20 protein-coding genes and 2 pseudogenes are annotated in these 13,545 nt (G+C 67.3%); 18 read left to right on the plus strand and 4 right to left on the minus strand.

The features are described 5' to 3' along the window. Positions 1–18: 18 nt before the first annotated feature. Positions 19–246 (minus strand): 30S ribosomal protein S18, encoded by a 228-nt coding sequence (gene rpsR / locus ACIBI9_RS56940; protein ID WP_397235786.1) that lies wholly within the window; start codon positions 244–246, stop codon positions 19–21. Next, on the minus strand, positions 243–1,382 hold the full coding sequence (locus ACIBI9_RS56945; protein WP_397235787.1) for a CobW family GTP-binding protein: 1,140 nt from the start codon (positions 1,380–1,382) through the stop codon (positions 243–245). Before ACIBI9_RS56945 ends, rpsR begins: the two co-directional genes overlap by 4 nt. A gap of 73 nt (positions 1,383–1,455) precedes the next feature. Between ACIBI9_RS56945 and rpmG the strand changes: the two genes are divergently transcribed. From rpmG to ACIBI9_RS56990, 9 genes and pseudogenes are all read left to right on the plus strand, one after another. Then, entirely contained in the window at positions 1,456–1,620 is a 165-nt protein-coding gene (rpmG, locus tag ACIBI9_RS56950; protein ID WP_185055367.1) for a 50S ribosomal protein L33, read from the plus strand. Beyond that, on the plus strand, positions 1,617–1,862 hold the full coding sequence (locus ACIBI9_RS56955) for a type B 50S ribosomal protein L31 (protein ID WP_397235788.1): 246 nt from the start codon (positions 1,617–1,619) through the stop codon (positions 1,860–1,862). Before rpmG ends, ACIBI9_RS56955 begins: the two co-directional genes overlap by 4 nt. Then, positions 1,862–2,098 carry a 50S ribosomal protein L28 gene (gene rpmB, locus ACIBI9_RS56960; RefSeq protein ID WP_397235789.1) on the plus strand — a complete coding sequence of 79 codons (237 nt, stop codon included), beginning with the start codon at positions 1,862–1,864 and terminating at the stop codon, positions 2,096–2,098. Before ACIBI9_RS56955 ends, rpmB begins: the two co-directional genes overlap by 1 nt. Next, positions 2,098–2,397: a 30S ribosomal protein S14 gene (gene rpsN, locus ACIBI9_RS56965; protein WP_397235790.1), complete on the plus strand. Its 300-nt coding sequence runs from the start codon at positions 2,098–2,100 to the stop codon at positions 2,395–2,397. The genes rpmB and rpsN overlap by 1 nt, the downstream gene beginning before the upstream one ends. A gap of 2 nt (positions 2,398–2,399) precedes the next feature. Continuing rightward, positions 2,400–2,567 (plus strand): 50S ribosomal protein L32, encoded by a 168-nt coding sequence (rpmF, locus tag ACIBI9_RS56970; protein WP_397235791.1) that lies wholly within the window; start codon positions 2,400–2,402, stop codon positions 2,565–2,567. A gap of 378 nt (positions 2,568–2,945) precedes the next feature. Further along, a complete protein-coding gene (locus ACIBI9_RS56975) occupies positions 2,946–3,329 on the plus strand; it encodes a peptidase inhibitor family I36 protein (protein ID WP_397235792.1) in 384 nt (127 codons plus the stop codon). An 81-nt stretch (positions 3,330–3,410) separates the two neighbouring features. Continuing rightward, positions 3,411–4,268: a hypothetical protein gene (locus ACIBI9_RS56980; RefSeq protein WP_397235793.1), complete on the plus strand. Its 858-nt coding sequence runs from the start codon at positions 3,411–3,413 to the stop codon at positions 4,266–4,268. 115 nt (positions 4,269–4,383) lie between these two features. After that, positions 4,384–4,500, plus strand: a pseudogene (locus tag ACIBI9_RS56985) (TetR family transcriptional regulator); the annotation flags it as partial. Positions 4,501–4,684: 184 nt separating this feature from the next. Then, positions 4,685–4,939 carry a hypothetical protein gene (locus tag ACIBI9_RS56990; protein ID WP_397235794.1) on the plus strand — a complete coding sequence of 85 codons (255 nt, stop codon included), beginning with the start codon at positions 4,685–4,687 and terminating at the stop codon, positions 4,937–4,939. A 60-nt stretch (positions 4,940–4,999) separates the two neighbouring features. Here the strand turns inward: ACIBI9_RS56990 and ACIBI9_RS56995 are convergent, their stop codons facing one another. Next, positions 5,000–5,896, minus strand: a complete 897-nt coding sequence (locus tag ACIBI9_RS56995) for a hypothetical protein (protein WP_397235795.1) — start codon at positions 5,894–5,896, stop codon at positions 5,000–5,002. Positions 5,897–6,133: 237 nt separating this feature from the next. Here ACIBI9_RS56995 and ACIBI9_RS57000 point away from each other — a divergent pair, with 237 nt between their 5' ends. Both ACIBI9_RS57000 and ACIBI9_RS57005 read left to right on the plus strand, forming a co-directional pair. Continuing rightward, positions 6,134–7,273 (plus strand): hypothetical protein, encoded by a 1,140-nt coding sequence (locus ACIBI9_RS57000; protein WP_397235796.1) that lies wholly within the window; start codon positions 6,134–6,136, stop codon positions 7,271–7,273. A gap of 239 nt (positions 7,274–7,512) precedes the next feature. Further along, the gene (locus tag ACIBI9_RS57005) at positions 7,513–7,881 is read left to right on the plus strand and encodes a hypothetical protein (protein ID WP_397235797.1); all 369 of its coding nucleotides are present in this window, start codon (positions 7,513–7,515) and stop codon (positions 7,879–7,881) included. A 781-nt stretch (positions 7,882–8,662) separates the two neighbouring features. Here ACIBI9_RS57005 and ACIBI9_RS57010 read toward each other — a convergent pair. After that, positions 8,663–9,262, minus strand: a complete 600-nt coding sequence (locus tag ACIBI9_RS57010; protein ID WP_397235798.1) for a hypothetical protein — start codon at positions 9,260–9,262, stop codon at positions 8,663–8,665. Between the two features lie 512 nt (positions 9,263–9,774). Here ACIBI9_RS57010 and ACIBI9_RS57015 point away from each other — a divergent pair. The 7 genes and pseudogenes from ACIBI9_RS57015 (at position 9,775) to ACIBI9_RS57045 (ending at position 13,487) form a co-directional block, all read left to right on the plus strand. Then, positions 9,775–10,005: a hypothetical protein gene (locus tag ACIBI9_RS57015; protein WP_397235799.1), complete on the plus strand. Its 231-nt coding sequence runs from the start codon at positions 9,775–9,777 to the stop codon at positions 10,003–10,005. A 362-nt stretch (positions 10,006–10,367) separates the two neighbouring features. Further along, on the plus strand, positions 10,368–11,384 hold the full coding sequence (locus ACIBI9_RS57020; protein WP_397235800.1) for a Bug family tripartite tricarboxylate transporter substrate binding protein: 1,017 nt from the start codon (positions 10,368–10,370) through the stop codon (positions 11,382–11,384). Then, positions 11,381–11,866 (plus strand): tripartite tricarboxylate transporter TctB family protein, encoded by a 486-nt coding sequence (locus tag ACIBI9_RS57025; RefSeq protein ID WP_397235801.1) that lies wholly within the window; start codon positions 11,381–11,383, stop codon positions 11,864–11,866. The genes ACIBI9_RS57020 and ACIBI9_RS57025 overlap by 4 nt, the downstream gene beginning before the upstream one ends. Continuing rightward, the gene (locus ACIBI9_RS57030; RefSeq protein WP_397235802.1) at positions 11,866–12,285 is read left to right on the plus strand and encodes a tripartite tricarboxylate transporter permease; all 420 of its coding nucleotides are present in this window, start codon (positions 11,866–11,868) and stop codon (positions 12,283–12,285) included. Before ACIBI9_RS57025 ends, ACIBI9_RS57030 begins: the two co-directional genes overlap by 1 nt. Continuing rightward, positions 12,282–12,338 (plus strand): annotated as a pseudogene (locus ACIBI9_RS57035) (hypothetical protein); the annotation flags it as partial. The gene ACIBI9_RS57030 and the pseudogene ACIBI9_RS57035, both read left to right, overlap by 4 nt. A gap of 103 nt (positions 12,339–12,441) precedes the next feature. Beyond that, the gene (locus ACIBI9_RS57040) at positions 12,442–13,206 is read left to right on the plus strand and encodes a tripartite tricarboxylate transporter permease (protein ID WP_397235803.1); all 765 of its coding nucleotides are present in this window, start codon (positions 12,442–12,444) and stop codon (positions 13,204–13,206) included. Continuing rightward, positions 13,203–13,487, plus strand: a complete 285-nt coding sequence (locus tag ACIBI9_RS57045) for a hypothetical protein (RefSeq protein WP_397235804.1) — start codon at positions 13,203–13,205, stop codon at positions 13,485–13,487. The genes ACIBI9_RS57040 and ACIBI9_RS57045 overlap by 4 nt, the downstream gene beginning before the upstream one ends. Positions 13,488–13,545: the final 58 nt, after the last annotated feature.

The raw sequence follows: 13,545 nt of genomic DNA on the forward strand, positions 1-13,545 counted from the left end.
CGACGGAAACGGGCTTGTTCATGCGCTGGGGCGTGAGGCGTAAGGGAGCAGGGCCATCTCGCGGGCGTTCTTGATGGCCCTGGCGATCAGGCGCTGCTGCTGCACGGTGACACCGGTGACCCGGCGGCTGCGGATCTTGCCCCGATCGGAGATGAACTTGCGCAGCAGCGCGGTGTCCTTGTAGTCGATGCGGTCGACGCGCAGGAGCGGGTTGGGCTTCTTACGCGGGGCGCGGCGGGTCTTCATGCGTTCTCCTTGATCAGGATGGGGGCGAACGGGTCGTCGTAGCGGCTCCAGGCGTCCTCTCCGGCCTGTTCCTCCTCCTCGGTGAGCAGGCAGGAGTCGAGGAGCGTACGGAAGCGGGCGGCGTCGAGATCGGGGCCGGTGAAGACCAGGTGCTGGATGCGGTCGCCGCACTCGGGGTCCCAGTCCAGGTCGGCGGCCAGACGGCGGGCCGGGGAGACCAGGTCCCAGGCGGCTCGGGGCAGCGTGGCCAGCCAGGGGCCCGCGGCCTCGACGGAGACGATGCCGGCCACGGCGTCCCAGGCCAGCAGCTCGCCCGGGCGGTTGGCCAGCCAGAAGCGGCCGCGCGAGCGTACCGACTCGGTCACCAGCTCGTCGACGGCCTCGAACAGGCGGGCCGGATGCAGCGGGCGGCGGCTGCGCCAGACGGCGGTGACGATCTCGTCGGTCTGGGTGTCGCCGGGCAGTTGGGCGGTGGCGGGGTCCACGCGTTCGGCCAGTTCGCCGGCGCATATCCGGGCGCCGGCGACCGGAGGCAGGGCCTCGACGGTGTGGACCGGGGTGAAGGGGGCGAGGTGGGTGAGTACCGTGCGGGACAGCTCGTGGTCGTCCTCGTCGCCGCCGTGCAGCACCAGGGCGGTCGGGTATTCGAGCTGGCGGGCCAGCACCTCGGCCAGGTAACGCTGGTCGCCGGCGGCCGCGGGCCTGCCGACCTCGCTGAGGCGTTCGCCGCGGGTGATGTCATCGGGCAGGGCCGCAGCGTCCAGCGCGGTGAGTACGGCGGCGAGCCGCAGGGTCTCCCGGGCCTCGTCGCAGTCGATCGCCTCGGCCACCGAGCGGGGCTCCACAGGGTCCCACAGGTCCACGATCAGCAGCGTCGCGCCGCTCGCCAGCATGACGAGCTGGGGCAGCAGATCCTCGCGCACCGTGCAGGTGACGCAGCCGTGCGCGAGCCACACCTCGGCCGTGTCGAGCACGCCCGTCCTGTCCCGAACGCTACGGCGGACGCGCCCGTGGGTGACCTGGCCCAGGTCGTGGTGGACGGCGAGCGAGCCGGGATGCTCGGCGAGCAGTTGTTCGACGGTGGCGGTGCGAGCCGTGGCATGCAGGCCCGCGACGAGGACGACCGGGGTTTGCACGGAGCCTCCAGTTGTAGGTATGAAAACCGTTTTCGTTATCATGGCATACTGCCGCAAGTGGAAAGGAACCGTTTTGGCCAGAAATGAGGTGCGCCCCGTGATCAAGCTCAGGTCGACGGCGGGCACCGGCTACACCTACGTGACCAGGAAGAACCGCCGGAACACCCCCGACAGGCTCACCCTTCGCAAGTACGACCCGACCATCCGCCGGCACGTGCTCTTCCGGGAGGAACGATGAAGCAGGGCATCCACCCCGACTACCGCCCGGTCGTCTTCCGCGATCCCGGCGCGGACTTCGCTTTCCTCACGCGCTCCACGATCACGAGCGACAAGACGATCGAGTGGACCGACGGCAACATCTATCCGGTGGTGGACGTCGACGTGTCCTCGGCCAGCCATCCCTTCTACACCGGACGCAGCCGCGTCCTGGACACCGCCGGTCGCGTCGAGCGGTTCAACCAGCGTTACGGGAGGACCTGATGTCCGCGCACTGCCAGCTCACCGGCGTCCAGCCGGTCTTCGGCAACAACGTCTCCCACTCCCACCGGCGCACCCGGCGGCGCTGGAACCCCAACATCCAGCAGCGCCGCTACTGGCTTGAGAGCGAAGGCCGCCACGTCCGGCTCACCCTCAGCGCCCGCGCGATCAAGACCATCGACAGGATCGGCATCGACAAGGCCGTCGCCCAGATCCGTGCAAGAGGAGAGAAGGTCTGATGGCCAAGAAGAGCAAGATCGCCGCGAACGAACGGCGCAAGGCCGTGGTCCAGCGCTACGCCGCACGACGGGCCGAGCTGAAGGAGATCATCCGCACCGGCACACCGCAGGAGCAGGCGGAAGCGGTCCGGGCACTGGCCCGCCAGCCGCGCGACGCCAGCGCCACCCGCGTCCGCAACCGCGACTCCGTCGACGGCCGTCCTCGTGGGCACCTCACCAAGTTCGGCCTGTCCCGGGTGCGCTTCCGGGAGATGGCCCACCGCGGCGAGCTGCCGGGTGTCACGAAGGCGAGCTGGTAGCCGTGGCCGTGCCCAAGCGTAAGACCTCCCGCAGCAACACCCGGCACCGCCGCAGCCAGTGGAAGGCGACCGCGCCCGACCTCGTCCCGGTCACCGTGAACGGGCGGCGGCTGCTCGTGCCCCGGCGCCTCATCCGCGCCTACGAGCGGGGTTTGATCACCGTCGACTGAGCTGACCCGCAAGTTCGAACCTTGCACCTGCCACACCAGCGGGAAGGGGCCCGTCACCAGCGGAAACGCGGTGACGGGCCTCTCGGGACCAGGAGACCGTTCTCGCCTGGGCCGCCACCGGCGCCGGATCACCCCCCACAGGCCCCAGTTGGGGCTCCTCCCTGTGACCGCCTAGAAGGGTGGTCCCCACGCCCGTGGGTGTGACCCGTTGGCCGTGCACACGAGGTGGGACTACCAGCGGCAACAGCTCAAAGATCGCTAGGTGCGGCTGGAGTACTAGCGCGGCGCATGCTCATCACTTAACCGAATTCGTGGAATTTTCCGGCATGTACCTGACTATGATCACAACGATTTCGGTCCCACGAGAATGAGGTGTGCATGAAGCGAGCGAGGGTGCGCAGCGCCGGTGTCGTGGCGCTGACCCTGGTCAGCCTGGTGGGGGCCGGCTCCACCGCGCAGGCCGAGGTGGACCCGGCGGTGAGCTCCTGCGAGCTGGCCTTCTGCCTGTACGAGCACGACAAGTTCAAGGGCGCAGAAGAGGAGTTCATGTTCGAGGGCTGGGGCCTGTGCTACGACGTGCTCAGAGTGAACAACAAGGCGAGCTCCATGCGGAACAACAGCGCCGCCAGGGTGCAGTTCTACAACTCCGCCAACTGCTCCGGCGCGTACGGCTACGCGGCAAGGCCGGACTCCTCGGACGGCGACCTGACGAACAACGGGTTCGACAACAAGACCAGCTCCATCAGGTACGTCAGGCCGTAAGGCCCTGAACCGCTCGCAGGACACCGACTTCTCGGACGTCGAGTTCGGCACCCCGCCCCGCGGCCCATCGGAGGAATCAGCGTGTCTGTTCGGCTGTGGGGAGCGGTCGGGGTGCTCCTGACCGCGGCGACAGCCGCCTGTTCGACGGCGGCGGCGACGGAGCCGCGGGTTCCGGTGCCGCCACCGGGGGTGGAGGCGCGCGAGCTCTCGATCCCCTTCGACCGGTACAACCTCTCCCCGTCGGACATCGGCATCCTTGAGGGCGCCGAAGAGCTCCTCATCCGCGACTGCATGCGGCGGCGGGGCATGGCGTGGCAGGTGCTGCCGCAGAGCGCGGCGGAGGACGTCGAGCCGGCCAACCGCCGCCGCTACGGTGTCGTCGAACCGGAGATCGCTCGCCTCTTCGGCTATCACACCCCGCCGGACCGCCCCACCGTGGCCCGGCGCGCCGCCGCACGTGCCAGCCGTATGCGAAGCCTGTCGGCGAAGGAAAGGCAGGCCGCGTACGGCGAGAAGGACGGCTGCCTGAAACAGGCGCGGAACCACCTGGAGCAGGGCACCTCGCAGGTGGACGGGGCCCTGTTCAACAGGCTCATCTCGGAGACCTTCGAGCGGTCCCAGCGGGATCCGGAGGTCGTCCAGGTCTTCCGGGCCTGGAGCACGTGCATGCAGGAGCAGGGCCGGCAGTACGCCGACCCGCTCGCCGCCATCACCGACCGGCGCTGGATGACGGACGGCCCCGCCTCCCAGGAGGAGATCCGCGCGGCGCAGGCGGACGTGGGGTGCAAGGCGAAGACCGACCTCGTCTCCATCTGGTCCGCCGCGGAGCAACGCATCCAGGACGCTGCCGTCGCAGCTCGCCCCGCCGAGTTCCATGCGCTCCAGGAGGCCAAGGACCGGCAACTCTCGGCCGCCCGCGCCGTCCTCGCCCGCGGCTGACCGCCACCTCGTGCATGCCCTTGGGCCGCTCAGGCCCTGCGGGTGGTCTCCACGCCTGTGAAGGTGACCTGCGGAGCCCGCTATCCGGCCAGTACGTTACCGTCAGCGCGCGAAGATCTCGGAGGTCGCGACCCGGCTGTTCCTCGAACGCGGATTGGACACGGTCGCCGAGGTCGCGCGGGAGGTCGGAGCCTCGGCCGTGACGGTTTTCAAGCACTTCCCGCGCAAGGGGGACCTCCTGCTGGACCGCGAGGTCGACGCCGTCGGGCTCCTGCGCTCAGCGGTACGCGACCGCGCCCCGTACGCCGGAGTGCTCCAGTCCTCGCGCGATACGGCGTTCCGTCTCCTCGAGGAGTGGCACGCCCTGTCCGGCCGGGTCCGTCCCCTTCTTCGGGACCGTCGCGGCCTCGTCCGCGTTGGTCGCCCGCGCCAGGGAGATCGCCGCCGACCTCCAACGGACCCTCGCCGGCGAGCTCGAACACGACCCGGTCTTCGACGGCGACGCCCCGCTGCTCGCCGCCTTCTTCGTCGCCGGCTGCACCGCAGTGCCGATGGAGACCGCCCGGCGCCTGATCGCCGGAGAACCGGCCGACACCGTCGCAGACGACCATCGTGCCCGCATGGCGCTCCTGTTCGACGCCCTCAGCAGCGGAGTCGTGCCCCACCCGTGATGATCACCGCCGCAGTGCGCGTCGCACGGAAGCGACCAAGGGGCAGGCGTGACGTTCGGGTCAGTCATCCAACTCCTCCGACGACACCGTCTCATCCGCGGGCGGGGGCTGGATGTCCACCGTCATCCCCCAGTCCGACAACCGGAGATCCTCCACGAAGGCGTGGTAGGGCTGTTCGCCGGTGGACCTGTCGCGGCTGTCGTTCGGTTCGCGCCACGCGCTCCACGCCCTGCGGACGAGCTGGTCACGGCCGATCCACAATCGCCAGGACACCTTCCAGGAGGCGTACTTGCCGGTGGGCTTGCTGCGGAGGCCGATGCGCATGCCCGGGTTCACCTTGTGGAGTTGCGCGAAGGTGATGGTGCCCTCGTAGAGGGTGGTGCGCACACCGTCGTAGACCCCGGCGGGCCGCTTGCGCGCGGTGGTGGCCAACACTGCTCTGAGCGTGGCCGGGTCGCTGAGGCTGACATGGTGGCCGGACTTCAGAACGAGCTGGCACGGCCACTCGTACGTGACCCAACTCTTGCCCGGCGGCAGCGGCCGGTCGGGGTCGGGCTCGGCGTACAACTGGTAGCCGCGCTTTCCGATGCAGATGTTGCGGGTACCGTGGCGTCCCAGGTTGAAGTTCGTCAGGTCTGTAGCCACGATCTTGCCCTTGCCGAACCCTACGACGCCGCTCACCGGCTTGTGGACAAACCAACTGCCGAACCAGTTCGTCCGGGCGCGCTGGACGATCTTCACCCCATGGCCCGGGACGAGCTGGCGCTGAATAGCATCGGCCGGATCGATCACGGCATCGGCCCGTACGGCCGGCCCCGCAGTCACCGTGGATGCGGTCACCAGGAGAATCACCGCGGCCATTCGTCGCCTCATGAGCTGGAAATCTTCGCAGCAGCAGATCTCATCATGATCACGCTTTTCGGCGAGCTGGATCCAACGACCCTGCACACGGACCACCTCGCCGAGACCGTCGCAGCAAGCTGGTCATTCCGTCGTCGATCACGATCTTAAGCCGGGTGACCTGATCACCATGAATGAGAGGCGACCACCCTCTGAAACGGCATGCATCCTCGGCTTAGTTGCAGGTCTAGTTGCAATCCAGGGCCCTCCAACGCCGTTCCCGATAGATCAGCCGCGCCTGTTGGTTCCGGTTGAACCAATCGGGACGGGCAAGATTCGAGCTGCTAATGCGGTTTGGGTGAGGACAAGCCCACGGGACGATTCGGCCAGGCAGGAACGATGATCTGCGCGCAGGCGATCCGCGACCCTCAGCGTGTTTTGTCGGCGGCACTTGGGATGGTTGGCGCCATGGTCTTCTTCATCTACCGCAGCTTCTACGAAGGGCCGCTTGGCAAGCTGGTGCGGCACTTTCCCGATGCCACGGTCCTCGATTGGTTCCGCAGGGTGTGGGATGACGCTGGAGCAGGCGACGCCTACGAGTGGATCGAGCGTGAACTCGGAGCAGACGTCTACGGACTCAACACGATCTTCGAGGCCGGCCTACCCGCTCCCGAGAACATGCGGGAGCTGCGCGAGCTGCTGGAGAAGCACCTCTATGTCGAGCAGGAGTTGCGGGTCGACGAGCACAGCGTGCGGGTGCTCACCGATGATGACGAGGTCGACCTGGCGTATTTCTTTGTCGACGATGCTCTCGTGGCGTCCGAGCCTGACCGCTGGGCTTACCTCCTGCACGAGGGCTGGGAGTTACCCGAGAGCCTTCACGCCGCCTCTGCCGACCAGGTGTTCATCCCGCCAGTGCCAGTCGAGGCTCTCACATCCACACCGCAGGGTGGCGAGGGAGTGACCTACGCGGTCGTGCTGACCTTCTACGCGAGCAGTGACAGCATCGGACACTGCCCGCCGCAGTCGTTTCCCGGTGTACGGCTACCGCAGCTTGCCGAGGCTCTGCGAGCGGCCGACGCAAGGCTCGACGAGTGGCCATGCGAGTTGCTTCACCTGCGTGCGCTGGTGGCCCGGGACGAGAGCGAGATCAGGCCTGCCTTGGAGCGCTGCAACCGGTGGCCGAGCTTCGAAGAGGAGATACCCGAGGCGTGTGACGCTCACCCGCAGGCGAACGAGACCGCTCTGCGTTTGTTGGAAGGGTTCGAACCCTCCAACGGCCGTGATCCGGACCGCACGCTCATCCGGCAAGGTGAGCACGTGGCGCAGATGTCGATCCATATGGATGACTTCTTCGGTTACCGACAGTGGTTCTTCTTCGACGACGTGTGGGCCGCCGCTCACCCCGATCTGGCCACCTCGCTAATGCACTACGGCGTTCATTGGGACCCTCGCTGTCCGCGCGGTCACGACTATGCCGAGGACTGCCCCTGACGGCGCAGCACCGTTGAAGGCGGCAGCAACGGGCTCACTGAACACGGATGGAGGGCCTCTTGGGTTCTCGCCTTGCCATCTGCGGCTCGGAGAGGGAAAGAAAGATCCGGAACATGTCATCGGTCGGAATGCGACGGGGTTGATGATTCGGGAGCCATTCGCGCGGCCCCGGGTCGCCGGGGGACGTTTAGGCCCTTGGCCCTGTCGACAGCCGATCCGCTGCATCAGATCATGAAGTCATGTCGGATCAGATCCCCGCCCACCTTGACGGCATCGGACCGGGCTGGCATCCGTTGCTGCTACGCCTGCACGAGGAACTGTTGGCCGTAAGCCCCAGCTACAGCGTCCAGCAGGTCAAGGAGAAGTACGGCACCTTGCGCATCTACCTCCTAACCGGCCTGTTGCGTCACCTGCACCAAGGGGGCGACATGTGGCCCGAACCACACGAGCAGGAACGGTACAAGCAGGAGGACGACGCGGCGACACTCCTCGTACGCGCTGCTGAAGAGGAGTCGGCGAGGATCTGTGAGTACTGCGGCAATCCCGGTCAGGGCAGGGATCGAGTCTGGATCAAAACCTTGTGCGACGATTGCAACGCCTGTCGCTAAGGCTGAGCATTTCGCGGATGCCGCACGGTCTTCTTCTTCGGCCGGGGCGAATGGATTGCACGCGGCTCTTGGTGGTTCTCGTTGTCACCGATATCTGCGATCCTGCTCCTGAAGCTCGGTTACAACTGCGCTCGCGCGAGAACGGCCCCAAGGCCGCACGCGCAGAGCGGGACGGCGGCGCGGGGCGTACGGTGGCGCGCCGCGCCTGGGCGCGCCAGGCGGCGCCTGCCTCCAGCACTGCCCGGGCCATGATTATTCTCAATCCGTTCCCGCCAGGCCAGTCTGTCTCGGCGGCTTCCGACTGCTTGGTGGGGCGGCCGGGGGAGTGCCATCTCGATGTGACGGATGGCTTCGAATTGTTCGGCGGCGACTGGCGGACCAACCCGATGGTAAGTGGCCGTCCCATCGGCGGAAGAGACAGAGGCTCCGCTCTCGTTTCAGCGCCTCAACGATCTGAGGGCAGCCATCATCAAGGCTCGACGCGGGGGGAACGCCGCAGAGGTCCTGGCGCTGTGCCACGCCATCAGTCGCTCTCACTGTTGTCGTCGCGGGGGCTGGTACTCCGCACTCCGGCTGACGTCGAATGACGTCAAGCGACAAATGCCGGGGCAAAATAATTTGCCACGGCATTTGTCATCTGCTTTTTCGAGCGGCCGAGAGCGATTTCGGCTCAATCACCGATCACAGTGCCAAGAGATGCCCTCGGCCTCCGGGGAGGGCGTTGTCGCCGAACTCATCCCCTGGCGGGCCTTCTCACCCTAGTCCGACCCGTGCACTACGGCTACCAACCGTGGTGGCCGGACTCGTCGTGCTCCCACTTCTTGTCGTGCTCGAACTTCTTGTCGTGCTCGAACTTCTTGTCGTGCTCGAACTTCTTGTCGTGGTCGGACTCGTCGTGCTCCCACTTCTTGTCGCGCTCCGACTCGTCGTGCTCCCACTTCTTGTCGTGCTCGAACTTCTTGTCGCGGTCGAGCTTGAGGTGGTCGATCTTGACGTGGTCGACCTTGAAACGATCGGACTTCTTGTCGCGGTCGAACTTCTTGTCGTGCTCGGACTCGTCGTGCTCCCACTTCTTGTCGTGCTCGAACCGGTCATGCTTGAACTTCTTGTCGTGCTCCCACTTCTTGTCGCGCTTGAACTTCTTGTCGTGCTCGAACTTGTCGTGGTCGAACTTGTCGTGGTCGAACTTGTCGTGGTCGAACTTGTCGTGGTCGAACTTGTCGTGGTCGAACTTCTTGTCGTCCTCGGACTTGTCGTCGCGGCCCCACCAGAGGACATCGCATACGCCCCACTGGTCGTGCGAGCAGGAGGCGTGGCCGGTGTTGGGCTGGAGGGAGGCGGTGCTCGCGCTCGCCACTGCCTGGCTCAGCGGAACGAGCATGAGGCCGGTGGCCGCAGCGGCCAGAGCTAGCTTCGCGATACGCGTGCGGGGCGACGTCGGCAATTGCCGAATTTCAGTATTCACGTGCTCTCGTTTCCATTCATGGATAAATCGACGCGAAATCCAATGCCCATATCTGGATAGGCATTCAGACAGAAGCGTACATACCCACAAGGATTATCTCATTCACCTCAATGAACTCAAACAACACGTCAAATCCGACACCTTTAAAGGAGGGTTTCGTCGAATAAAGATTTTGGCGTTTTTTGCGTGTCGCGAGACATGCCACGACGCTTGTTCCGACTAATCGGCATTCGCCGACACATGGCGAAGGAAGAGTCAAGCGGCAGTTCGGGAAGCAGATCGCTCCCACGTGACCACTCGCACGTATCTGCGTGCTGGGGATTACGCAGGGGTTGCCAAGGAGTGCCTCGCGCAGGGCGTGGAAGGCGCCGATCCCATGGTCAGGGGCGGCGACGAAAGCGGCAGAACGCCTGCGGGCCGCTCATGCTGTGAACGCGTCGGCGCTGGACACCAGCATCCGCGGTGTGGCCCAACGCCTGCTGGGCACGCTGCGCCTGCTCGGCCAGGCCGACGACCAGCGATTCGCCGTCCAGAACGGCGATGCGCGAGGCCATGATCAAGCTCCTCCTCGCCGCAAGGCCGACGAGGCCGTCGACTGCATGATGACTCAGTACTGCTCGATGTATGACGGCGATGCTCGCCACCCGCGCGCGCGCTGATGGCGGAACCGCGAGGACGCTGATCGCAGCCGTTCCGCTGTCCACTGGCGGCCGGCATCCCAGCTTGTGAACTCCTCCAGATGCACTCCCTGCCGCTTTCGCGCCGCGAGGTCTCTCCGTCCGGGCGCGCGGCGTGGAAGCCGGTCCCGGACGGCGCGGGCCTGCGGGATGGGAGCAGCACACTTACCGATCGGACGCATAGGCCGCCGCACAGATGCAGCCCCTACGATCCCCGCGGCATGGCCGCCCCGTAGACGGCGAACACAAAGAACACAATCTCCGCTGGTCACACAAGGCAGACGGCCTGTCGGCCGGGTTCGCATAATCATGGCGCTGCACCTGTCAATGCGAAAGAGACCACTGTGAGAAATCGGATCACCGCCCTCCTCGGCGCTCTGGCGGCGCTGTCCATGCTCGTGGTCAGCGCCTGCGGAGCGACCGCGGCCAAGCAAACAGGCACGAGCACGAGCGCGAGCGCGGCCGGTGAACCCGTCAGCGGGCTGCGCAGCATGGTGCCCAACACCCCCGGCGGCGGCTACGACACCACCGCCCGTACGGCCGCCAAGGTCATGGAAGACACGAAGATCGCCTCAGGGGTGCAGGTGTTCAACCTGCCCGGCGCTGGCGGCACGGTCGGCCTGCAACGCACGATCAACGAAAAGGGCAACGGCAAACTGGCCATGCTCATGGGCCTGGGCGTCGTCGGCGCCTCCTACGCCTCCAAATCCACGGCCACGCTCACCCAGACCACGCCGATCGCCAAGCTCATCGAGGAAGCCGGCGCGATCGTGGTCTCCAAGGACTCGCCGTACCGGACGATCGGCGACCTGGTGACGGCGTGGAAGAAGGACCCCAAGAAGGTCACCGTCGGCGGCGGCTCCTCCCCGGGCGGCCCCGATCACCTGCTGCCGATGCAGCTGGCCAAGGCCGTCGGCATCGACCCCAAGCAGGTGAACTTCGTCTCCTACGACGGCGGCGGCGAGCTGCTGCCCGCGATCCTCGGCAACAAGATCGGGTTCGGGGCGAGCGGCTACGGCGAGTTCCTCGACCAGGTCGAGGCCGGCACCGTACGCATCCTCGCGGTGACCAGCGCGGAGCCGATCGACGTGGTCAAGGACGTGCCCACGCTCAAGGCGTCCGGCATCGACCGGGTCTTCAGCAACTGGCGCGGCATCGTGGCACCCCCCGGCATCGGCGACGCCGACAAGAAGACCTGGATCGAGGCCATCACCCGGATGCACGACTCGCAGGAGTGGAAGAGCGAGCTGACCAAGCGCGGCTGGACCGACGCCTTCCTGCCCGGCGACCAGTTCACCGCCTACCTCGCCGAACAGGACAAGAGCGTCGCGGCGATCCTGTCCGAACTCGGGCTGGCATGATCCGGGATCGCGCCCAGTACGGCGTCTGCGCCCTCCTGGCCCTGACCGGCGCGCTGGTGATCGCCGATGCCCTCCGCATCACCCATCTGACCAGCAGCAACGACCCCATCGGCCCCCGCCCGGTGCCGATCCTGCTGGGCGCGTGCCTGCTCGCGGTCGCCGTCGCGTACGGCATCGACGTCGCCCGCGGCGGCCGCGGCGAGCCGGAGGCAGGCGAGGACGTCGACTTGACCACCCGCATCGACTGGCGCACCGTGCTGCTGCTGATCGGCGCCTTCCTGCTGAACGCCGCCCTCATCGACTGGCTGGGCTGGGTGATCAGCGGCACCATCCTGTTCTGGGGATCGGCCTTCGCCCTGGGCAACCGGCACCACGTGCGCGGCCTGCTGATCGCCGGCACGCTCGCGCTGATCACTTTCTACGCGTTCGCGATCGGCCTGGGCGTCAACCTGCCCGCCGGCGTGCTGCAGGGGATCTTGTGATGGACAACCTGCGCCTCCTGCTCGACGGGTTCGCCAACGTCGTCTCCCCGGGCAATCTCCTGGTGGCCCTCATCGGCGTGATCGCCGGCACCGCCGTCGGCGTGCTGCCCGGCATCGGCCCCGCCATGACCGTCGCCCTGCTGCTGCCGATCACGTACGGGATGGACCCCACCCAGGCGTTCATCCTGTTCGCGGGCATTTTCTACGGCGGCATGTACGGCGGCTCGACCACCTCCATCCTGCTCAACACCCCCGGCGAGTCCTCCTCGGTCATCACCTCGATCGAGGGCAACAAGATGGCCAAAGCCGGACGGGCCGCCCAGGCCCTGGCCACCGCGGCCATCGGCTCGTTCGTCGCCGGCACCCTCGCCACCTGCTGGCCGGGCTGGTCATCGGCACGATCGGCATCGACGGGGTGACCGGCCAGCAGCGGCTCACCCTCGGCATCCCGCAACTGGCCGACGGCGTCGACGTGGTCGTCGTCGCCGTCGGCATCTTCGCCGTCGGCGAGGCGCTGTGGGTGGCCGCACCTGCGCCGCAAGGCCGCCCCCATCGTACCGGTCGGCCGGCCATGGATGGGCGCAGAGGACTGGCGGCGTTCCTGGAAGCCCTGGCTGCGCGGCACCGCCCTCGGCTTCCCCTTCGGCGCCCTGCCCGCCGGCGGCGCCGAGATCCCCACCTTCCTGTCGTACGCCACCGAGAAACGGCTCGCCGAACGGCCTGAGGAGTTCGGCAACGGCGCCATCGAAGGCGTCGCCGGACCGGAGGCCGCCAACAACGCCTCCGCCGCCGGCACCCTGGTGCCGATGCTGGCCATCGGCCTGCCCGCCACGGCCGTGTCCGCCGTGATGCTGGCGGCGTTCGAGTCGTACGGCATCCAGCCCGGCCCTCTGCTGTTCGAACGCCAGCCGACCCTGGTGTGGACGCTGATCGCCAGCCTGTTCGTGGGCAACCTGCTGCTGCTCGTCCTCAACCTGCCCCTCGCGCCCGCGTGGGCGAGGCTGCTGCGCATCCCCCGCCCCTACCTGTACGCGGGCATCCTGTTCTTCGCCTCCATGGGCGCCTACGCGGTCAACGCCCAGCCGTTCGACCTGATCCTGCTGCTGGTGCTCGGGCTGCTCGGGTTCGGGATGCGCCGCTTCGGGCTGCCGGTGCTGCCGCTGATCGTCGGCGTCATCCTCGGCCCCCGCGCCGAACTCCAGGGCCGCCGCTCCCTGCAACTGTCCGGGGGAGACCTGTCGGGCCTGCTCGGCGGGCCCGTCTCCTACACGGTCTACGCCGTCATCCTCATCCTGCTGGCCTGGCCGTTGATCAAGCGATTCGTCCGGAGGCCCTCGTGACAGTCCTGGTCGGCTACGTTCCCACCGCCGAGGGCGAGGCGGCCCTGCACGCCGGCATCGAGGAGGCCCGGCGCCGGGCCGAACCCCTGGTCGTGGTCAACACCTCGGCCGGGGACGCCCCCGTCGATGCGCACCTGGCGCCGCAGTCCGACCTCGACCGCATCGTCCGTACGCTGGCGGACTCGCGCGTCGACCACGACGTCCGCCAACTGCTCGGAGGCGACGACACCGCCGAGCAGATCGTCGAGCTCGCGCAGGCCCTGGCCGTCAAGGCCGGCTGACCCTTCTTACCCACTTGCGGCCCGGCTCTGCGAGCCCGCGCCGCCGACCCCTCATGCC

Source organism: Nonomuraea sp. NPDC050451, assembly GCF_044458585.1.